17 protein-coding genes are annotated in these 20,241 nt (G+C 61.4%); 10 read left to right on the plus strand and 7 right to left on the minus strand.

Annotation, left to right across the window (positions count from 1 at the left end):
• The first annotated feature begins 130 nt into the window (after positions 1-130).
• Positions 131-2,239 (plus strand): cell wall-binding repeat-containing protein, encoded by a 2,109-nt coding sequence (locus ACEXQC_RS00130; RefSeq protein WP_374817112.1) that lies wholly within the window; start codon positions 131-133, stop codon positions 2,237-2,239.
• Between the two features lie 608 nt (positions 2,240-2,847).
• Here ACEXQC_RS00130 and ACEXQC_RS00135 read toward each other — a convergent pair.
• The 3 genes from ACEXQC_RS00135 to ACEXQC_RS00145 form a co-directional block, all read right to left on the minus strand.
• On the minus strand, positions 2,848-3,714 hold the full coding sequence (locus ACEXQC_RS00135; RefSeq protein WP_374817114.1) for a hypothetical protein: 867 nt from the start codon (positions 3,712-3,714) through the stop codon (positions 2,848-2,850).
• 156 nt (positions 3,715-3,870) lie between these two features.
• On the minus strand, positions 3,871-4,809 hold the full coding sequence (locus ACEXQC_RS00140; protein WP_374817116.1) for a hypothetical protein: 939 nt from the start codon (positions 4,807-4,809) through the stop codon (positions 3,871-3,873).
• A gap of 50 nt (positions 4,810-4,859) precedes the next feature.
• Positions 4,860-6,020, minus strand: a complete 1,161-nt coding sequence (locus tag ACEXQC_RS00145) for an MBL fold metallo-hydrolase (protein WP_374817118.1) — start codon at positions 6,018-6,020, stop codon at positions 4,860-4,862.
• A 427-nt stretch (positions 6,021-6,447) separates the two neighbouring features.
• Here ACEXQC_RS00145 and ACEXQC_RS00150 point away from each other — a divergent pair, with 427 nt between their 5' ends.
• On the plus strand, positions 6,448-6,882 hold the full coding sequence (locus ACEXQC_RS00150; protein ID WP_374817120.1) for a hypothetical protein: 435 nt from the start codon (positions 6,448-6,450) through the stop codon (positions 6,880-6,882).
• 1,003 nt (positions 6,883-7,885) lie between these two features.
• On the opposite strand, the gene ACEXQC_RS00155 is transcribed toward ACEXQC_RS00150, so the two are convergent.
• Both ACEXQC_RS00155 and ACEXQC_RS00160 read right to left on the minus strand, forming a co-directional pair.
• Positions 7,886-8,467 carry a hypothetical protein gene (locus tag ACEXQC_RS00155; protein ID WP_374817121.1) on the minus strand — a complete coding sequence of 194 codons (582 nt, stop codon included), beginning with the start codon at positions 8,465-8,467 and terminating at the stop codon, positions 7,886-7,888.
• A 174-nt stretch (positions 8,468-8,641) separates the two neighbouring features.
• Entirely contained in the window at positions 8,642-9,382 is a 741-nt protein-coding gene (locus tag ACEXQC_RS00160; RefSeq protein ID WP_374817122.1) for a hypothetical protein, read from the minus strand.
• Positions 9,383-9,509: 127 nt separating this feature from the next.
• On the opposite strand from ACEXQC_RS00160, the gene ACEXQC_RS00165 reads away from it, so the two are divergent.
• From ACEXQC_RS00165 to ACEXQC_RS00180, 4 genes are all read left to right on the plus strand, one after another.
• On the plus strand, positions 9,510-12,341 hold the full coding sequence (locus tag ACEXQC_RS00165) for a hypothetical protein (protein WP_374817124.1): 2,832 nt from the start codon (positions 9,510-9,512) through the stop codon (positions 12,339-12,341).
• Positions 12,342-13,470: 1,129 nt separating this feature from the next.
• Positions 13,471-13,983, plus strand: a complete 513-nt coding sequence (locus ACEXQC_RS00170) for a hypothetical protein (protein ID WP_374817126.1) — start codon at positions 13,471-13,473, stop codon at positions 13,981-13,983.
• Positions 13,984-14,057: 74 nt separating this feature from the next.
• Positions 14,058-14,729 carry a hypothetical protein gene (locus ACEXQC_RS00175; protein WP_374817128.1) on the plus strand — a complete coding sequence of 224 codons (672 nt, stop codon included), beginning with the start codon at positions 14,058-14,060 and terminating at the stop codon, positions 14,727-14,729.
• A 39-nt stretch (positions 14,730-14,768) separates the two neighbouring features.
• Positions 14,769-15,152 carry a thioredoxin family protein gene (locus ACEXQC_RS00180; protein ID WP_374817130.1) on the plus strand — a complete coding sequence of 128 codons (384 nt, stop codon included), beginning with the start codon at positions 14,769-14,771 and terminating at the stop codon, positions 15,150-15,152.
• 17 nt (positions 15,153-15,169) lie between these two features.
• Here the strand turns inward: ACEXQC_RS00180 and ACEXQC_RS00185 are convergent, their stop codons facing one another.
• Positions 15,170-15,700, minus strand: a complete 531-nt coding sequence (locus tag ACEXQC_RS00185; RefSeq protein ID WP_374817131.1) for a TetR/AcrR family transcriptional regulator — start codon at positions 15,698-15,700, stop codon at positions 15,170-15,172.
• Positions 15,701-15,841: 141 nt separating this feature from the next.
• On the opposite strand from ACEXQC_RS00185, the gene ACEXQC_RS00190 reads away from it, so the two are divergent.
• Positions 15,842-16,981, plus strand: coding sequence for a zinc-binding alcohol dehydrogenase family protein (locus ACEXQC_RS00190; protein ID WP_374817133.1), 1,140 nt, complete (start codon positions 15,842-15,844; stop codon positions 16,979-16,981).
• A 72-nt stretch (positions 16,982-17,053) separates the two neighbouring features.
• Positions 17,054-18,451, plus strand: a complete 1,398-nt coding sequence (locus ACEXQC_RS00195; protein ID WP_374817134.1) for a dihydrolipoyl dehydrogenase family protein — start codon at positions 17,054-17,056, stop codon at positions 18,449-18,451.
• Between the two features lie 78 nt (positions 18,452-18,529).
• Here the strand turns inward: ACEXQC_RS00195 and ACEXQC_RS00200 are convergent, their stop codons facing one another.
• Entirely contained in the window at positions 18,530-19,108 is a 579-nt protein-coding gene (locus ACEXQC_RS00200) for a YdeI/OmpD-associated family protein (RefSeq protein WP_374817136.1), read from the minus strand.
• Between the two features lie 83 nt (positions 19,109-19,191).
• Between ACEXQC_RS00200 and ACEXQC_RS00205 the strand changes: the two genes are divergently transcribed.
• Both ACEXQC_RS00205 and ACEXQC_RS00210 read left to right on the plus strand, forming a co-directional pair.
• Positions 19,192-19,800, plus strand: a complete 609-nt coding sequence (locus ACEXQC_RS00205) for a nucleotidyltransferase domain-containing protein (protein WP_374817138.1) — start codon at positions 19,192-19,194, stop codon at positions 19,798-19,800.
• Positions 19,797-20,192 (plus strand): hypothetical protein, encoded by a 396-nt coding sequence (locus tag ACEXQC_RS00210; protein ID WP_374817141.1) that lies wholly within the window; start codon positions 19,797-19,799, stop codon positions 20,190-20,192. The genes ACEXQC_RS00205 and ACEXQC_RS00210 overlap by 4 nt, the downstream gene beginning before the upstream one ends.
• The last annotated feature ends 49 nt before the right edge of the window (positions 20,193-20,241 follow it).

Here is a 20,241-nt window from a genome sequence, read left to right on the forward strand (position 1 = left end):
TGCGGTGGTCGCTTCTGACGTGGATCAGCTGCCCCTCGATTCAACACTTCCGAAGCCGGAGCTTCGAAGTGCCGATTCGTACGCCATCACGGTCCCCGCTCGTGCAGACTCGGCCTCGGACACTCGGTTCGTGGATGCCGTGTGGAACCAAGATGAAGGACATCTTGCGATTGTGCCGGAGGAGTCTCAGTTCCACGCTCGAACGTTCTCCAGCGACAGAGCTATCTCGGTTAGTTTCGAAGTCGATAGTGACGGACTGATCGTCGATCGCACGGTTTCGCATGTTCGTAGAGACAACGACCAGACCGATACAGCAGCGCCACTTGCCTGGTCCGCGGGCACATCGGGCGTCTCGCTCACATGGTCGGCAAGCGTTGCGCCGGACACGATCTGGACTATCACCCGCGACGGTGAAGTTGTCTCTACCTCTACCGCTCAGGAATTCACTGACGGCGACAGCAGTCGAACTGAAGCACATGAATACACGATCTCCGCCACGGACTACACCGGAGATGACCTAAACAGTGCTCAGCCGTACTTTTACTCGGTGACGATTCCGTCTACTGACGAATCCGCCGTAGGAAGGAGCATTGACGATCCGACTGTGGTCACTGCGGACCTCAACGCGGACATTGCTCCTGTGTCGGCTGCAGCCAGGACAACGCTCACCGCAGACCCGATGTGGATGGTATTCATCCCGGACCGACAAGATGCGGTTCCCGCTCTCTGTGTAGGCGCCATCGCTGCCGGCGGGGCGTACTTCACGGGCGACAACCGTGGCTTCACTACCAACGACATGTACCAGAGCGCGATTCAATCCCGCACGTATATGCAGATCCAGCACCTTTACTCTGGGACGCCATTAAAGTTCGCTCCCGGAAGTCAAATTCAAAAGGGTGTCGGTATGACGCGGCTCTACAACGCGAGTGGCAACCTCATTTCCGAGCAACGTGCATCGAGCGACACCATCTACGTCCAATACCGGGAGGAGACAAACTCCTCTGCGAGCTGGACTGTTCATCACTACGTCGCTGATCCTCTCTGCCCTGGTGCGCCCACAGTCGACTACCTAATTGACTTCTCGTCTAACAACCTGGGTTGGCAGAGCGTGACTGGTTACCACGACCAGGCGCCCAATCACGAACTCCGGTGGGTCGCTCAGCAGGACGTCGCTGGAGCCACCAAACAAGATGGATGTTGGTACAAGTTCCAAAGCCGAGGCTTCCCTTGGCTGGCCAACAATCCGGTCACCTTCCCTCAGGCGTTTGTCGACCTTGATGCGAACCCTCTGGCGGCCGCACCCACTTGTGTGTCTTCTCTTCCAACGTATTCATTCCAGGTAAATCGTGTTGCGGGCGCAGATAGGTATTCCGCCAGTGTCGCGTATTCGCAGTATGCGTTCCCATCGGCCGCTACGGGCGCACCTGTTGTCTGGGTGGCTAGTGGTGAAACGTTCCCTGATGCTTTGAGTGCCGGCCCGGCCGCCGCTAAACAGGGAGGACCGCTCCTTCTCACCACACAAGCTTCTCTGCCAGCAAGCGTTCAATCCGAGATCCAACGATTACATCCGCAGAGAATCGTTATCGCAGGAGGTCCGAACTCTGTTTCGGAGACGGTGCGTAATCAACTCCAGGCCCTTGTGCCAAATACTGTCCGAATCGGAGGTGCAGACCGCTACGAAGTTTCGCGAAACGTCGCAACCCACGCCTTCCCAGGCTCAAACCTTTACGCGTATGTGGCTACCGGAGTGAACTACCCGGACGCGGTTTCCGCGGGAGCCGCAGCAGCCGCGATTAGGGTTCCACTGATCCTCGTGTACGGGCAGTGGACAGCTATTGACGGCGCCACCGCCTCGAAATTGGCCAGCTTGAGTCCGACCAAGATTCGCGCTGTCGGCGGGCCAGCCTCTCTGACTAATGGTCTCGTTTCTTCCCTCAATGCGGTGGCGCCGGCTGAACGCATATCGGGAGCTGACCGATATCAAGCTTCCCTCGCTGCAAATGGGTATATCTACGGCAATCCCTACACGGCGTTCATAGCTACCGGAACGAATTTCCCAGATGCTCTCACCGGGAGTGCTGCTGCAGCAAGAAAGAGTGGCCCCTTATTCCTCGTGCCTGGCACATGCATCCCCGCCGACGTCTTGGCGAGATTCACAGCGCTCAACATTCAACAGGTTGTGATTCTCGGAGGACCTAGCAGTGTTAGTAATACCGCAATGAACCCCACGGTGTGTTGACTTACGCGGTGTCGTAGTGCGCGTCGTTGCTGAATTGGTCGAGTCTTTACAGGTGGAGGAAATTGCGAATCAGAGTTTGAGCCGCAGCGATCGGACCTCGCCGAGCAGGCCAGGAGGGTCGGCGGTGTAAGAAACGGTGACCATGTGCGATGCCTTAGCGCCACCACTGCGTCGCACATCACTTGCCCCGCTGGCGGGCCACGTGATGTGCGTCGCAAAATGGTTCCTAGTCGCTCGAGATCAGTAACCACCTCGAGAGCACTCGGGTAACACCTGTAGCTCACGTGGGGCGTCTCATTCAGGTGACGAGCAACTCGGTGAGGGCGCAGCTCTCGCGGGTTACAAGGACGAGCGGAGCCGTTCAACAGCGGCGTCAGGTGTCGGGAAAGCGCCCAGTCTGTACACCGCGGCGGTCCGCTCGTGGTCGTCGGCATGACTCAACCGGTAGCCATCGGCTTCGCGTTCGACTCGCCATGGAGTCTCCACGAGTATGCTGTCCAACTCGCGGACAACCCAGTGGTGGTCGTCTTCTATCCCTCGTGCTAGATATAGGGTCATTGCCGCGCCCCCGAAAGCCGCACACCGACGTCGCGGATCGCCATCATCCGTCAGACCTCCAGTCTGGACCGATGGTTGAGGAAAGGCTTCTCGAACGTGGCCGCGTTTTGTTCGTGCCATCCGATCGCCTTGCGCCCAATTCGAGCCCCAATCTCTTCCTCAAGTCGCTCGTCGTCTGCCCGGCGCCCGGGGGAGACGACGCCGGTTCCATCGATCGCGACGTACCCCTGTTCAAAGAGCGCGTCGCATCCGAAGAGACACACAAGCATTGCGATCTCGTCGAACTTCCACCGATCCTCGTCCGAGATCTCAGATCGGGGCACGATGTGGCCAGCTACCAAGAACGTCGCTGGCGTTTCCTTCCCGCAGAGGGCGCACGGTGCGAGAGTCCGACCCCGCAACAGATGGGCGCGGAGACTTCCCTGCTCCTTTCGTATTCGGGCGATCGCCTCGGCGTCTGTGGCGCCGGAGCCTGCGGGCCAGTCTTCGTGGGGCCGGCCGGACAGGTGTCGCTCTGGGACTGCGAGGTCGAGTTCTTGGAGGAGGGCGTCTGCGTCTTGGTCAGATAAGGGGGAGATGTAGGCCTCGCGCGGAACGCCGTATCGGGAGAGTGGCCCGGGGGAGCCGTGGGTGATGAGCTCCGCAACCCGGTTCCGGTGCAATCTGAGGTCGCCTGCGATGAGCTCGACGCGGACGAGCCGGCCGTCGTCGTTGGCGGACGTCTCATTGGGACCGTACGGGTAGCCTTCTGGCCGGAGGGCATCGGTTGCGGGGGCTACGACTCTGCATACTGCTCTGACGTAGGGGCCACCGAAGTGAAAGACGATGTCGTCAGGAACGAAGTCTTCGAGGGCTCGTCGGTCTTCTGGAAGAACGCCGTTGACGCGAGGGCGGGTCCAGAGGGTTCCGTTTGGCATCGCGACTCGAAACTTCTTGTTCTAGGTCGGTGAGCTGTCCGGGGTCCCACCTGGGAGGTCGCGAAGCTGTAGCTCGGGAGCTGCGTTGATGACGCCGGGCGGGTCTGTCGTGAGTCGAGGTATTGCCCCGCGCAAGTCGGGATCGAGAAGGAACAGTCAGGCACACTCCATTGAGACCCACGCTGCGCGTAGGTTCTTCGGCTCTAGTCTCAGAAGATCCAGGCCACGAACTTCTCGGGCATCTCGGTCGAGTCGCATCCTGTACAGCACGGGATATCCGTGCGCGCCAGCTTCACTCCCCGCCCGGGCGAACACCTTCGCCGCGGCTTCGTAGGTCGGCACGCGATTGAAGATGAAATGACTGAGGATGCGAAAGACAGCTCGATACGCTGGGCCGAAGACGCGTCTGACATCGACTTCCGGCGAAGCTCCATGGGTGGCGATCCACATCGCTTCGCATTCGTCCCAGTCCTTCCGCCCGCGATGCGCGGCGAACATCTCCTCGGTTTTGATGAAGAACCATGAGTGTAGGGACTCATCTGTCGTATCAAGCCAGGTCTGGAACCGTAGGTACGCCCCGACCGAGCCGCGGTGCTGAGAGATGTTTCTCATTTGCCAAGTCAGCCGAAACTCCGGATGGTTTCGATACGCATGCTGAAACAAGTCCGCCGGTTCATTGGACCCGGCAGTCGGATCCTGAACGGCTCGAAGCTCCAAGTCCGCACGGAATGCGGTGAACTCGGCGAACCAGTTATTGAAGGTGCGGCGGACTCGAATCTTGAATGGTGACGTTGTCACGTCACTTATTGAATGTGTCTTCAGATCTTCGATGAGCCTGTGGATCGCAAGAAGAGCGTCGGGTAGCCCGTTCTCAAGAATGAGCCCATCCAACCGGGCGACGTAGTGAATCGCCTCGGTGATCTCGACCTCTTCTTCTGAATCAAGTGTTCGGAGAGGCTGAGTCTGCGGCAGCGGAGGGTTGTCTGAGGAGTTCGTCTGATACCCCAAATACATGGGTTCGAAATGTTCGGAGTCGCGCGGAAGTGAGTCGGATGCTTTTTTTTCATCACTCATATCGTCGAAGACCACAGTCATTCCCTCTCATCCGTTCCCCGCGGAAGTTGTGGAGCCGTATCTAGTTCCAGCTACCACCAGGGATTGGGCCAAACTCCCCGCCATTCTGTTTCCAGATCAATATTCCCGTGGTCCCACGTGCTGATGCACCGGCAGTAAGTAACATGCGTTCTACGATGATTAAGGTTCTTCTTGTGGTGATCAGTGCCGTTCTGCGAAATGCATACGCCGGACTTCGGGAGCAGATAAGGAGCTTCATGGGTTCCGTGATGCGGTGCGAACATCACGGGATACTCGGACTCGACCTTTCCTGACAGAAGCAGAGCTTCGAGAGCGTCGCCTTCAATGTCGCCGAAGTTGATGAAGTCCCCCGCCTTGGTGGCTATCACCAGGCTCAGCGCGTTGTCGAGGGCGCCCATCCGCGCGGCGAGCTTCGCGAGGTCTTTCTTGAATGCCGCTGGAGCCGAAACGAACTCCGTGTCTGCTGGTACAGGTTCGACTGTGTCCAGTCGCGGGTGGTCGTCGGCGGTGTGCTCGGCAATCCGCGTCTCGGGCAGCGACGACCAGGTCGGCGCGTCTGGGCAGGGTTCTTTTCGGTCGACTGCGGTGTCGAACCTTTCGACCTCGGCATAGGCCCTGCGCAGGTCGTCTAGCAGCTTGCCATGGCCGGCGGATTCCATCTCATGTGCAAGTTGGTTGAGATCCTTGAGCCAGGTTATGATTCGGCTACCCATTTCAGGGGGGATCTGGTGAGGTGGCCAGAGCACCTTCCATTCGAGGCCGTTGGCTTCGAATTCGTCCCCGGCGTATTGCACGGTCTGACGCACTCCGATGTTGGTCGCCTGCCATGCGTCGAGGAGCTCGATGGCATTCACCGGGGTACCGTCTCGGCTCGAGATCAGCGCGAGCATGCCGGCACGAAGGTCCGCGGCGAAGGTATCCGGCATGCCGGGAATACGGATCTCGACGGGCGGCGAGTTGTTGGGGCGACGGGTCTCGTGGGTTGCAGCTAACTCTAGGAGGCCGCCCCAGTGGTCGCGATCGAAGTGTGTGACAACGAGGGTGGTGACTTCACCAAGACGCTCTCCAAGGTAGTTCGCGGCGCGGCTGGCGGCGTCACGATCTCCTCGTCGCCAACGCCCGCAGTCAATCATTGTGAGATCCGTGGTTTTGTCGGTGTCACTGGCTACGGCGCATGCGCCGTCTCCGACATTGATCGTCTCAATTCGCAACTGGGCACACTCCTGGCCGTCTCTGTGTGCCTCAAGTATGGCGGGCGTGTTGATTGATTCCTGGCGGAGATTGGCTACGGCGTCGAAAGACCCCAAGGCGCCCCAGCTGCACCCGCCTCACTTCGATCGCGGGGTCTGATAAGCATGTGTCTAACGCAGGGATCTTTACACTTGGGGGCGCCATTGGTAGTTGAAGTCATTCAGAGGATGCGATCCCTAGAGGTGACGCGCATGCGATACCGACTCCAGGAACGTGATGGTTAAGGGTTCGAGGAAAGCAGTCACGGCCGGGGAGTATCTCCGTGAGCTTGCAGGGAATGAGACCTACCAGCGCGAGGAGCGTGAGCGGCAGAAGGAACGCGAGAGGCGTAGGCAGGCATACGCAAAAGCTGAGGAACCAATTCTTCGCGACTTGAAGCGTGCCGGGGTGACGGTGAATTCCGTCGGGGATTTGCGCGGGAAGCCCGATCTCCCGATCGAGGCTTATCTGATTGCCTTGGACCATCTTGAACGCGGAGGCTATCCGGAACGAACTGCCGAATGGCTAGGGCGAGCACTGAGCAAACCCGAAATGCACTTGTATTGGGAGCGATTGGAAGACCTCTATCGGCGCTCGCGTGACAAGGGAGAAGCAACTGGACTTGCTGTCGCTCTCGCGGAACTTGCTAAACGCGCTGACCTGCCGTCCTTAAGGGGCCTGATTAGCGATAAAAGATTGGGCCCGACGCGCATTTTTTTCGTGCGCCCCATCCTGCGTTTCGGCGGCAAAGAAGGCAAGACATTTCTCCAGGGCTTGGAATCGGATCCCGACTTGCAACGCGAGATCTCCGCAAAATTGTCCCCTAATCCTGATAGATGGTGATGACGAGGCGTCCCCTCCGCGGAGCGTCCTCTGGTGAACTTCGGAAGGCAGACTTAGGTCTTCGGTCAGATCATCTGCTCAGCTGGGTTGGGGCAACTAGCGGTCATACGGCCAATGCAACGTACGCAAGCCGTACCTTTCACAGCCCAGCGCGTACGTTCCGGCAAGCGCGCCGAGACCAAGCCGAGCCAGGAGCAGCTTCAGAGCGTTGCAAAGGCGGAGGACTGGTCCGGCTACAAGCAGATGCCTTGAGGGCGCGCCCACTGGGCTTCCCGCCTCGGTCGTGAAGGCGACGAAGTCCTTCACGGAAGCGCATGAGCACTCGTGCGTGTGTCTGAATTCTCCTATGTCGTCCCCGTACAGCTCACGTAGGAGGTCTTCAAGCTGATGCCTGTCCGTCACGCTTGTCCTGCCCCCGAAGACTCGTCGTCTAGCAGTGGGCGTCTAGCGGACTTGCCTCGCTGGCAGGCCAGGCGATACGCGTCGCGCCCTGGTTTCTGGTTGCTCTGAGTCTGCAACTGCCTCCACAACGCTCAGGGCGACACCCGTAGCTTACGTGGATGCGACTCAACAAGGTCATGTGCGGCTGTGTGAGGGCGCAGTGCTCGCCAGTTACAAAAACGCTCGTGCCAAGCCCTTGGCGGAGCTCACGGTAATCGCGGTGGCAATCAAGCGAGCACCATTCGGCCTCCCTCACAGTTCGTTTGGAGGGCAAGTGGCGAGGCATCCTCGATCGTTTGTCAATTTCAAGGCCTATGAACGATCGCAGTCGGATCACGATCCGCCTCAATGATGCGCTTGCGGTAGATCCGATCTCAGCCGATGGTCTCCTGGCGGTGTCCTGCCAGCCAGAGATGCGCGAGCCTGTCCTTCCCGTCGAAGAGTTGCGGGTTCTTGCTCCTACTGTCATTGACGGACTCCAAGGACAACAGCCACTGGGTGATGTGGCGTAGGCGGTCGTGCTCAATCCAAGAGCGAGTCAAAGTGGCCTGCAATTGTGTGGTCACAAGTACCAGCGAACATCGCTGGGAAGCTCCGCAAATCCACCGGCAAGGTGGTACTTGGCCGCTCGAACCGCGGCGATCAGCTCGACACTCATTTTGTCAATGTGGCCTGCGAGTTCCTGGACATCAGAAATGGTGACTGCTTGGTCAGTGGGCCCCTTGTTCATGCGCGATCGGGCAGGGTACAGAATCCGTTCTTCTGTACCAGATCTGTGCCACGGGAGTTTGGGCGCTTCGTCGGACGACGCTTCGAGGGACCAAAGCGCGTGAACGACGCCGTTTCGGTATTCGAGCAGTTGGGCCGATTGCTTTAGCAGGTCCGTCACTGCCTCTAGATCTGCGCGCTTTTCCACCCACCCTGTCCGCTCCGCGATGATCGCTTGCGACTGGTCGATGGCCGACCTCGCCGCGCGACCTGTGAACAGAATCCAGGCCTCATCGCTCCCAGCAAGGTAAGCGAGGATTCGACTTAGAGTCTCCTCAAGACGCGCACTTGCCATCGCGACAGCGCCGATCGCCGACTGTAGTTCAATTAGTTCAGGGGCCGGCAAGATGGGGTCTAGTGGCGTGTAGTCCGTCATCCTCGACAGAATATGTCATTCGAGAAACGAGAGAACCGATCGAAGCGGACCTATCGTCAATCGGCCCAAGCGTCATCTGTAAGTAGTGCACGAGGGTCAAGGCGCTGAGCACGCGATCAAACAGTAGGAGAAATACTGCTCGCCCATTTGGCTCGACAGCAACCACGGAAGTGCCTACCGTTGCGCGGCGAGCTGCTCCCTGATGATGTTCACGATGTCGTCGCGATATCGCGTCTTCACCCGGTGGCGGGTGCCGGCCTTTATCTCCTTGGTCAATTTCTCGATTGACTCAGCGTGGTGGAAGCTGCCGCCGACCGCGAAGTACGCCCGCAACCAGGCCTCCGGCTCATCGGAATAGCCTTCTGCGACGAACGCGCGAACGAGCTGAACTACAGCATCCTTGCCGCGTCCGGAGTCAAGGCCGTTGTAGTCCTCGTTGTGAATCATCTCGGCGGCGGCAAGCAGCAGGGGGTCGGTTGCGGGAGCGCCTTCGCCTGTATGGAGGTTCATTGCGCCTAGCCCATCAAGCCAGGTGCGCACCATCTCGTACCGAGACCGAATCAAGATGAATAGCTTGCCGACGGAGTTCGCCTCCACCGTCTGGCGGATCGTCTCGAGCTCACGTTGCTCGAACGGATGGAGTACGACGATCGCGTGGTCGACGAGATTGGTGCCACGTTCGAGACTCTTGAGCTCACGGATGTTGAACACCTTGCGGTCGGCTCTGCTCGGCGCGACGAATACTGCGGCCTCAACATCCGCGCCGCGGTCATCCTGGTTGAACTTCGTTACGTCTGTGACGGCAAACAGGTACGGCGGGCCGCCAATCCAGTTCCGAATGATGGCGCTCTGATGCTCCATCGCGGTTCCGTGCTGAGCCCAGTCTTCGCGCACCATGTATGCAAGTTCCGTCATGAAGTCATGATCGCAACAGCCTCCGACATTGCCAGGAGGACCCCACGCGAACCGTCACCTTTTGACGGATTTGCACCAGCCCTTTGCCCTTCGACACGGCCAGGCGGCCTGACGGTAGTGTCGATTCATGAGCGAGCCCGCGCCTGACAGTTGTGAAAATCAGCTGTCCCGGTTCGTCCTTCACGGACGCGCCAAGGATCTTGAGAGTATTCATTCCGCAAGCAGCGGTGTGGTGGTCCTTGCCGGAGATTCGGGCATCGGCAAGTCTGAGGTTCTTCGCGATCTGGAGGCTGGATGGGCAGCTTCGGACCATGTCGCGCACCCGGTAGTGCTCAGTAGCGGCGGGGGGAGCCTGCAAAATGCGTTCGTGGATTCGTTAGCGGAGTTACTCGCGAATCACCTCGCGACGCGCCCTCGGGAGTTGCGGGACACCTGGATCGCTATCACAAAGGTTGTGGATCGCGGTCTCACCGCCTCGCAGCGTCAGGCTGGACGGTTGATTACCGCTCGCATGTTCGCCTACTTTGAGCAAAAGTTCGGCAAGGAGATGGCGGAAGCGTCTAGAAACGAACTTGCGGAGCTGCTGAAAGCCTCGGAAGGCGGGAGCCTGTCCGACCAAATTCAAGGACTAATGGTTCCTGACGTTGCGACTCAACTGCTCTCTGTCGCTGGCGAACTGGCGCAGCTGCTTGCTGGACGGCTGATACTGCGCATGGATCGCGGTGACTACTTGCACTCGAATGATCTGGACCTCCTGGCAGAGCTAGCGGACCGTTCGATCGACGAACTTCTCGTGCTTCTTACGTTTAGCACTCACAGCGTCCAGGAATCCGATTTGGTCCGCCGCCTGGAGACGCGCGGTGCCAAGGTCCATCGGATAAAGCCCATCCTGGACGAAGACCTCCGCGTCTGGCTGCGCAGCGCGTCCGTAGAGGAAGCGCTGTGGTCTCAAATAGCGACGATAACGAGTTCCTACCCATTCTTCGTCGAGGAAGCAATTCGGCTCCACCACCTGGGGCAGCCGCTTGAGCAATTGCGCGGCCCAGATGCGTTCGCGGCCCTTTTGCATCAGTCCTGGGAGGCGCTTTCTGCAGAACTGCAAACCAGCGCGATGTTGTTGAGTGTGTTTGTCGATCCGCCCGCGGACGACTTTCTGGCTCAGCTCCTGAGCACGGATCGACTTACCTGGTCGACAAGGCGCTCGCAATTAGTACGCGCCGGCGTGCTCATCGAAAGAGCGGACTCGGCGATCTGGTTTCACGATCGGCGTAGGGACTACCTCCTGAATCAGCTCATGGATGACGGTGATCGAGCGGAGGCAAGTCTCAGAAGTATCACTGTGCTTAGACCTTGGATCACCGACCAGCCGGTGATTGCGCCGTGGGTTACGACGACGCTCCCGTGGCTCACGCGCCAGGCGAGTTCTCGTCTGGCCGCCGATGATTGGTGCGCGGGCTTGTTGAGCCTCACACGCGATGAGTTGTCAATCCTTCTGGCAACCATCGAGATGCAGGAACCCAACGGTGACTTCCGTAAAGGCGCAAACACGGTTGAGGTTGGGGTTCATGCTCGACGGCGTTGCGGGGTCCCGGGCGATCCGATCGCCGCAATCGAGTCGCTGACTGATAAGGGCCTAGTCGTTACCTCTGCGAATGACCGCGTGTCAATAATCGTCCCAGTGATACCGGGGAACTTTGAGTACGCCGCCTTACTAGGTGAGTTCGAGCACACGCTCAAGCTGCGTCCGTATCCACGACTCGGGTCGACAATCTTCGACCGGTTTCTGCGCCCCGTCTTGTTGCCGTTTGAGATGGCGCTCTATGCCATTGGCCGGGGAACCGCTCCAGTTCACCGAAACTTCCACGATCAGCTTGCTCAGCGTTCATCACCCGGAGTGCTCGCAAGGGACTTACCTGGTCTCGCTGTGGACGTTGAATTTGAAGGTCAGGGCCTCGCCGCCACGATCGGATTCAGGACCTCCTCGGAGCGAGACGACGCCCGGCAAAGACTCCTCGCTTACGAAGGTGCTCGTTATCCGTCCGAGTTGAGGGTGATTGCGGCTCGCGATCTCCCTCAACACCGTGTGAAGCATGGGCGATATCTCTCGGCCGCCAAGCTCCTCTCGGGACGCTCTACTCTCCCATCCGCCCAGGCGGTGAGGGGTCACCTTGATCGGAAGCGAGGAGTCTTTGAGGCGATCCGTGAAGCTATTCCAGCCATTGAGGCTGCTGCCCTCGGGCTGGGAGGGCCTCGTAGTGTCTTGGTCGACATCCGAGATGATGGAGCTGCTTGGGCCGAGCTATGGGTATCTGGCGGCCTGCTCAGCGAGTACCGCGAGATGCGTTTCCCGGAGGGCTACTACTTCAGTACTGATCCGCTTCGTGAACTGCGACTAATCCGCGACAGACACTTGCGGGCTGGGGAGCGAGTCGACAACTGGATAGCCCACTCGAACATGACAGAGGTAGACGATGCAATGCACGAGGTTGCAGAGTTCCTGACTGAAAAGGGTCGCGCGTTCAACAGTGGACTGGATCCGGTCAGCGTCAGCCTGGACAAAGACGAGCTCATCGCGGAGATCAGGCAGGAACGAGATACGCAAGAGCGCCTCCTCGCAGCAATCCGGGCCGTCAGTACAAACGAGCCGAGCGCCGCACTCGACCGAAGGTCTATCCATCTTCTTGTCCAACCCGTTGAGTCGGTGTTTGGGCTCACACTGATGGCCAGCACATTCGTTGCAGACGACGGTGAAGACGAGATCACCTTCCGAATGCTGGACGCCCATGACGAGCGGCCGCCGTTCGATGCATCAGGCGATGAACTCAAGAGTTTCGGTATCCGGAATCTGGACAAGCTAACTTCTTCACGCTCAGGAGACGCGCAGTCAGTCCTCGCGTGCCTCCTGGGCTACGAGGCAATCGATGTTGCCCTGGAAATGGAGGGCCGCCGCAGGGTCTAGATTTCGCCGTCTTCATCACAGCCCCGAGTCTCGTTTCAGCCTTCAATGCGCTAACCACAATCGCAGAGCAGACGGCTGGACCCGACCGACGCGGGGACCAATAGAAGCGTTGTTAATTTGACGGCTTCACGAAATCTCGCGGGCGGATCATAATCAGCGCAATGAGGTGCTTATAGCGAACGTTGTTTCGGCCGATGAGCTTCTAGCGGTTCCGGAATTACTGGACGAACGGGAGTGCGTCCTCCCCGTGGATGAATTGGGAGTGCTTGCTCGCGTTGTCGCTGATGAACCCGCCACGCAGTGGCTGCCGGGCGACCTGCAGGAGGCGATCGCACTACGGCAGGCACAATGGATGGCCACCCATGTGCTCAGGGGTTGGATTTCTGGATGGTCTCCGCGATGGCGACGGTTAGCGATAGAACTTGCTGAGGATCGACTCTCATCGGGCGCTCGCAGCCGAGTGATGAGCGAGCTTGGGCTACTCAAGAGAGAAGTAGACGGTCGAACCGATACGCATATTGAGGTGATGTTTGCAGAGCGAACAATGAGACTCGTCGAATTCTTCGCTGGACAGGACTGACCGTAATGTTCGCGCAGCAGCGAGCGGCGGATTGATTTCTCGCGCGATTCGGTCATATTGGAAGAGGCGCCCGGCGAGCGATCGTCGCAGACGCCTTGGCGGAGGCGAACTGCGAAGGTCACCTGCTGATCGGGCCTTGTTCACGTGTGCCCGGGCGCATCATGACGTGCTGGTCTCGTAAGATCCGAAGCACGCTGCTTTTGCTGATTTTGTAGCGTTTAGTGAGCTGGATGGTGGAGGATCCGGCTTCATAGTCTGCGGCTATTCGAGCGAGAGTTGGTTGGCCAAGCCGGCGATCGACGTCTCGGATTGTCTGGACCTTCCTTGCGGAATTCCGCCTGCCTGCCTGGGCTCGTTCATGAATTCGCTCGAGATTCAACAAGTTGACCTCTGTAAAGGACAAGTTTGAATAGTGTCCTATCAGGCCGACGGAAAGCCCTGGTGAGAGGAAACCCTCACCAGGGCTTCGTCGTTTCCGGATGGGACCACTGGCGGTTCCACGTGCTCGCTAGGATCGTGGGGGTTCTGTTAGCGAGAGAAGGATCCTCCATGGTCGACCATGCCCAGATCGCTGCCCGCCTGACCTCACCCGAAGGGTTCCTCGCTCTGTGCGACGAGTCCGGGGTGCTGGGCGCCAAGAAGAAGGCCAAGGCCGCCTTCGAGCTGTGGAGCCAGGCCGACCACCGGTACGTGGGCACGTATCGCGGGGTGCGGGCTCCCGGTGGCAAGGGCACCGGCTTCGTGATCCGGCTGTTCTGGGACCCGGCTGAGACCACCCCCGATCTCGCCGCTCTCGAGGCCGCGATTCAAGGCGCCGTGCCCGTCGACCTGATCCAGGACGATGAGAAGGCGACGTGGAAGGCACGCGACAAGAAGCAGAGCCCGTTCTTCCACTGGCAGGGCATGAGCGCGCGCCCGCTCTCCCAGTGGTTCCAGGAGCGCTTCGGCGTCGGCGCCTGCGCGACCCAGCTGTTCGACGGTGCCGACCTGCGGCAGAACGTCGCGGCCGTTGCGGTCACGGGCGGCGTCGACCACCTCTGGTCGTTCACCGCGCCGGAGTGAATCCGCGACGTCTCGCGCTGGGAGCCTGTGGATGGCTCCTGACGGGTGTCGGTGTGATTGCGATCATGGTCGTGATGACCGGGGATCAACCCTTCTCGCAGACCGCGGGGGTCGTCGTCGCTGTGGCCGTGGGACTGAGTGCTCTCGCGCCCGTCGCGGTCGGCCTTGCCTACCTGGCGATCCGCCGACGCAACCGCTTGAGGGAGGAGGCGGCGGACGGCGTGCCCGTGTCGCCACGAGCCCGAGCGCTGCAGAGGTCTCTCGCGTCCGTGATCGACCGCGTCGATGCGACCGACGACGTGCTCGGGCTGGATCGTGTCGTGGCGGGCGACCGGCTCGAGTTGACCGCGACGGCGCTGCGCGAGATCGACGACCGCTGGGAGGCGCTGTCGTTCATGTGGTTCGTGCGTCCCTCCCAGCCGGCCGACTTCCCGCGATCGGATCGGTTCCGCAGCCTTCCCGGGTGGGCGCAGGATGCCGTGGTGCTCCTCGACCTGCGCCGCGAGCTGCAGCTCCGGGGCACGGCCTCGGCGCTCGCGGACGGACCCGGTTTCTATCGCCACGGGTTCGGACGCATCGGCGAAGCCGCGTCGCGGACGGGCAGCAGCGAGCTCGTCGACACTCTGCTGGACGCACGACATGCTTCCGTGGACGGGAGAGATCCCGGAGAGCCGGTCCGTCAGCGCCTGCTGGCGCTGCTCGAGGACAGAGCGTCGTGGACGCAGCTCCTGGCCTCGTCCGACTAGATTCGCGTGATGCGAGGGCAGAACTGCTAGACAGTACCTATGGCGACCGTCGATATCACCGAAGCGAATCTCAGCGAAGTCATCGATGCGGGCGGCATCGTGTTCCTCGACTTCTGGGCGGAATGGTGCGCTCCGTGCAGAGTGTTCGCACCGATCTATTCGGCGGCCTCGGACAGCAACCCCGACATCGTCTTCGGGAAGGTGAACATCGAAGTCGCGACCACGCTCGCCTCATCAGCTGGTATCCAGGCTGTTCCGACGCTGATGGCCTTCCGGGATTCGACGATCGTCTTCTCCCAGGGCGGTGCGCTCCCCAAGCCCGCACTGGCTGACCTCATCAACGAAGTTCGCGCGTTGGACATGGACGCTTTCCGGGCCGAGGCGTCAGCGCACCCCGAGGGTCACGGACACACTCACCTCTAGCTCTTCTCGCGGCACCGTCAGGGCGAGCCCGGCGCCGTAGCGCCGATGGCGGCCTTCAGTTCGGCGAGGACTGTGTGCATGAGGTCCGAGAACGGGGATGCCGGTGAGTCGGCCCACGCCGCATATGCAGTCCCGAAGACTGTCACCGCCGACTCAGCGACCAGTGCGGCATGAGGGGTGTGGCGATCACGCGCGATCAGAGCCGCAGCGATCACCCTCGACAGCGCGGCCATCTTGATCAGGCTGCGCTCCTGCAGCTCGGGAGATGACGCGATGACGTCTCGGCGAAGGCGGGCCGTCTCGCTGTAGTTCGAAAGGGTCTGGCCGGCGCGCGCCAAGGCGGATATCGCGAGATCGATGGCGGGCTGCCCGGCATCCGACCCGAGGATGTCCAGCTCGACCTGCTTCTCGAGCGCCGTCGCCCCCGCGAACAGCACCTCACGCTTGTCGGTGAAGTGATTGAAGAACGTCCGCTTGGTGACCCCGGCGTGTTCGGCGATGTCGGCGACGGTGACGTCGGAGTACCCACGCTCCTGGAAGAGGGTCATGGCCGCATCCTGCAACCTCTCGACGGTGTTGGGTTCCCAGCGGCTCATCGCACCATTCTGGCCGAGCCATTGCACTCAGTGCAACCGTGTGTGACCATTGCGTATGCACCAAGTGCAATCACACTGACCAGGAGGCTTCTCATGTCCGTACTCCCCACCAATGTCGCCGCGAAGATCCAGAGCAAGCACGGAGAGCTCGTGGTCGAATCGGCTCCGTACACCCATCCGGGTCCGGGTCAGGTCGTCGTGCGCAACCACGCGGTCGCGATCAATCCGCTGGACTGGATCATCCAGGTCGAAGGCAATCTGCTGTACGGCTGGCTCAAGTACCCCGCCGTCCTGGGGACCGACGTTGCCGGCGAGGTCGTCGAACTCGGTGAGGGAGTCACGAGGTTCAGCGTCGGCGACCGGGTGTTCGCACTCGCCGTCGGGACGGACAAGGACACCAATACCGGCTCGGAAGGTGCGTTCCAGCAGTACACCGTCGTGCGTGAGCGGCTGGCCTCACGGGTGCCGGACGGGATGAGCTTCGAGGAGGCGTCCGTGCTTCCGATGGCCGTCTCGACAGCCGCGGCCGGGCTGTTCCAGGACGACTACCTGGGTCTGCAACGTCCCTCGGCCGAGGCTCGTCCCACCGGGAAGACCGTTCTCGTCTGGGGCGGCTCGACCAGCGTCGGCAGCAACGCCATCCAGCTCGCTGTCGCTGCGGGCTACGAGGTCATCACCACGGCGTCGCCGAAGAACTTCGACTATGTGACGTCTCTGGGGGCGTCGCAGGTGTTCGACTACAACAGCCCGACCGTGATCCCGGACATCATCACGGCGCTCGCAGATCGAACAGTTGCGGGCGCGGTCTCCTTCGGCACGACCGGAGCGCCCGCCTGCGTGAAGATCATGGCCAAGGCCCGCGGCAAGAAGTTCGTCGCGATCGCCACGCCGCCGGTCGACTTCGCGAGCCTCGCGGATCCTGCGCGCGGCAGGCTCGAACGCGCACGAGTGACCATCCGCCTGATCGCCGCGAACATCGCACTGCAGTTCTCGGCCCGCCCGCACGGCGTCGGACTGAAGTACATCTTCGGCACGGACATCAAGAAGAACACGGTCAGCACCGCCATCTTCCGCGACTTCCTTCCCGACGCACTGGCGGATGGCAGTTACACCGCAACCCCGAAGCCAACCGTCGTCGGGCACACCGTGGGCGACTTCCAGCACGCGATGGACCTCCAGCGAGCCGGCGTCTCCGCCACGAAACTGGTCGTCTCGCTCGACCAGGTCAGCTGAGGTCCGGATGCCCACACGTCCCTGGACCGCACTGACCTATCGTGGAGACAGCTTTGACATTGGAGACCACAGATGGCGCTAGACGCTCCCGTCACCTACGACGTCGTGATCATTGGAGCCGGCCCTGGGGGTGAGGACTGCACAACCCCCTTGCTGGCTGCGGGGATGTCGGTGGCCCTGGTCGAGATGGAACTCGTCGGAGGGGAGTGCTTCAACTGGGCCTGCGTACCGAGCAAAGCGATGCTGCGAAGCGGACACGCACTTCGTTCGGCCGGCCGGCTTCCCGGTGCTCGTGAGGCGATCACAGAACCCCTGAACGCGGCGGCAGCGTTGAGCTACCGCGATGACGTGGTCCTGCATCACGACGACCACGCGGTTGTCGACGACTTCGTGGATGCCGGAGCGGTCTTCATCCGAGGACGTGGCCGTCTCGTCGGGCCTCGTCGCGTCTCTGTCGCCACGTCCGACGGGCAGCTCGAGCTTCACGCACGACACGCGGTGATTCTGGCCACGGGTTCGACCGCGACGATTCCGGACATCCCCGGTCTCAAGGAGGCGAAGCCCTGGACGAATCGGGAGGGCACCTCCGCTTCGGTGGCTCCGAACAAGCTGGTCGTTCTGGGTGGCGGGGCGGTTGGTCTGGAATTGGCACAGGCGTGGCGCTCGCTGGGAAGTCGAGAAGTCGTGGTGCTCAACAGGAGGCCGGGTCTGCTGCCATCGCACGAGCCGTTCGTAGGCGACCTGGTTCTCGAAGGACTGCTCGCCACGGGTGTGCAGGTCAGATTCGGCGTCCAACCCATCGGTGTCAGTCGACAGGCCGACGGTCAGCTGCTGCTTGCGCTCGACGATGGAACAAGCGAACTGACCGATGAACTCCTCCTCGCCGTGGGGAAGAGACCGGCGACCACAGACCTCGGTCTCGAAACCGTCGGCCTTGCTGCAGGCGCGTTCGTAGAAGTCGATGACCACATGCAGTCGCGCGGCCATGAGTGGCTGTACGCGATCGGCGACGTGAACGGACGCGCTCTGCTGACCCATCAGGCCAGCTACCACGCCCGGATAGCGGCAGCGTCGATCATCGCGACGAGCCGCGGAGACGAATCCGATTTCCAAGACGAGGTCAACGGCAGGGCGGTACCGCAAGTCATCTTCACCGATCCCGAGGTCGCCTCCGTCGGCTTCACCCACGAACAAGCGGTGACGAAGGGAATCAGCGCCAGGAAGGTCGAGGCCGATCTCGGCGCGGTGCTCGGAGCCCAGCTCCACGCCAAGGGTTACCAGGGGCGGGTCAGCTTCGTGATCGACGAGGACCGCGACGTACTCGTCGGAGCCACCTTCGTGGGTCAGGACGTCGCCGATATGGTGCATGCCGCGACAATCGCGATCGTCGGCGAAGTGCCCCTCCGAAAGCTGCGTCACGCGATTCCGAGCTTTCCGACAATGAGCGAGATCTGGCTCGACCTGCAATAGGCCACCGGACACGCCGCCCGCGACATCGTGACGAACTGCGCGGGGAGGATCGGGAGACCCTGCCGCTCCGGTGATCGATCAGTGGGAGGGCAGGAGGAGCTTGCCGCTGCGGGAGAGGTCGGGGTCTGTGCAGGAGGAGAGGTCGAAGCAGCACGGTCGGCGGCTGCCGCGGTCGAGCTTGGAGATGCCGACCTCGATGCGGCGGTCGCGGGTGGAGGGGCTGCGGGTCGCCGTGATCCAGCGCACCCATTCCCAGCGGGCCATCGGGGTGATGTCGGCCCACGTGGCGGCGGAAGACGGGGCGGCGTCGAGCGCGGCGCGCAAGTCGGCCGGCACCTCGGGCTCGGGCCACGCCTTCGTGGGGGTGAGAACAACCGACACGGTCGCGTTCGAAGGACTCGGGGTGCTCGAGTCAGCGGGGTTGGGCGCCAAGGCGGACGGGCGGTCGATGTCGAGCCAGTGGCCGCGGAGGCCGTCCGGTTCGAGGACGCCGGTGAAGTCGCGGCCGTCGAGGGTGCCCTCGACCGCGACCTGACCGCGCGAGGGCAGCTGGGCGCTCGCCTCGGTGGGGAGACGTACGATGCGGCGCCCTTCCACACTCCCCACCCCGGCCTCGAAGCGGATGACGGGCCCTGCGGCCTCGGTTGCTGCTGCCATGCCCAGGACTCTATCGAACGGCGAGATCCCTACGCCGGTGTCACACTATTGTACGGTGGTACGTAGAATTGTATGATTGAGAAGTGCAGCTGAATCATCCGCTCCGTGTCATCACCGCCGCCGTCGATGGCGAGATCCTGACTGTGCTCGCGCGGGCTGAGGCTGAGTTCACCGTGCCGGATCTCCAATCGATGATCGGCAGGTCAACCGAAGGGGTCCGTCGGGCCCTGGGGCGGCTCACCGACCAGGGGATCGTTGTCCGGAGATCCGTTGGCCGGACCGCTTCGTATCGCCTGAACCGGGAACACCTTGCCGCGCCGTGGATCATCGGGCTCGCTGATCTGCCGGCACTGCTCCGCTCGCGGATCGGCGACGAGATGGCCACGTGGGCGAGGCCGCCGACCTACGCGGCCCTCTTCGGCTCGGCTGCGCGGAAGGACATGCGGGTTGACAGCGACATCGACATCATGCTCGTGGGAGGGGACATCGAAGCGCCCGAGTGGGAGGAGCGGGTAGCGCAGCTGGCGCGTTCCATCACGGCGTGGACGGGCAATGACGCTCGTCCGCTCGTGTTCGCCGAATCGGAGATCCGTGGCCGACTTGCTGACGAGCCGATTCTCCAGGAGATCCTCGACGAGGGCATTCCGCTTGCGGGGAATCGGCAGGCGTTCCGAAGGCTGGTCGGAGCATGACGCCGCCTGTTCGACTCGCCACACCTGCCGATGCCGACGCCCGGATGAAGAAGGCCGATGAGTTCGCGGATGCGGCGGCGGTTCACTTCGACGAGGCAAGGGGTGTCGCGGATGGCCCCGATGTGTTCGTCACGCTGGCTGTGCACGCGGGAATCGCCGCGGCCGACGTGATCTGCATCCGGCGGGGCCTCGGCTACAGCGCGAGCGGAAATCACGAGGAGGCGTTGAAGCTCCTCGAGAAGGCGGACCGCGATGCGGTCAAGCATCTCCGACGCCTTCTCGCTGTGAAGACGAAGGCGGGGTACTCGACGAATTCGGTGTCGGCCGCCGAGGTGAAGAGCGCTCAGGCTGCACATCTCGCCCTGCTCGAGGCTGCTCGTGCGACCCGGTGAGACCGGACTGCAGCTTCAAACCTCACGAGATCTCACTGCTTCGGGAATA

Origin of the sequence: Herbiconiux liukaitaii (assembly GCF_041927495.1) — a bacterium.
GTDB classification, from domain to species: Bacteria; Actinomycetota; Actinomycetes; order Actinomycetales; family Microbacteriaceae; genus Herbiconiux; species Herbiconiux liukaitaii.

Coding starts and splice junctions, on each gene's coding strand:
- ACEXQC_RS00190 (WP_374817133.1), top strand. CDS start 15,842: ATGTCCGTACTCCCCACCAATGTCGCCGCGAAGATCCAGAGCAAGCAC.
- ACEXQC_RS00210 (WP_374817141.1), top strand. CDS start 19,797: ATGACGCCGCCTGTTCGACTCGCCACACCTGCCGATGCCGACGCCCGG.
- ACEXQC_RS00160 (WP_374817122.1), bottom strand. CDS start 9,382: ATGACGGAACTTGCATACATGGTGCGCGAAGACTGGGCTCAGCACGGA.
- ACEXQC_RS00170 (WP_374817126.1), top strand. CDS start 13,471: ATGGTCGACCATGCCCAGATCGCTGCCCGCCTGACCTCACCCGAAGGG.
- ACEXQC_RS00180 (WP_374817130.1), top strand. CDS start 14,769: ATGGCGACCGTCGATATCACCGAAGCGAATCTCAGCGAAGTCATCGAT.
- ACEXQC_RS00200 (WP_374817136.1), bottom strand. CDS start 19,108: ATGGCAGCAGCAACCGAGGCCGCAGGGCCCGTCATCCGCTTCGAGGCC.
- ACEXQC_RS00195 (WP_374817134.1), top strand. CDS start 17,054: ATGGCGCTAGACGCTCCCGTCACCTACGACGTCGTGATCATTGGAGCC.
- ACEXQC_RS00175 (WP_374817128.1), top strand. CDS start 14,058: ATGACCGGGGATCAACCCTTCTCGCAGACCGCGGGGGTCGTCGTCGCT.
- ACEXQC_RS00155 (WP_374817121.1), bottom strand. CDS start 8,467: ATGACGGACTACACGCCACTAGACCCCATCTTGCCGGCCCCTGAACTA.
- ACEXQC_RS00135 (WP_374817114.1), bottom strand. CDS start 3,714: ATGCCAAACGGAACCCTCTGGACCCGCCCTCGCGTCAACGGCGTTCTT.
- ACEXQC_RS00185 (WP_374817131.1), bottom strand. CDS start 15,700: ATGACCCTCTTCCAGGAGCGTGGGTACTCCGACGTCACCGTCGCCGAC.
- ACEXQC_RS00140 (WP_374817116.1), bottom strand. CDS start 4,809: ATGACTGTGGTCTTCGACGATATGAGTGATGAAAAAAAAGCATCCGAC.
- ACEXQC_RS00165 (WP_374817124.1), top strand. CDS start 9,510: ATGAGCGAGCCCGCGCCTGACAGTTGTGAAAATCAGCTGTCCCGGTTC.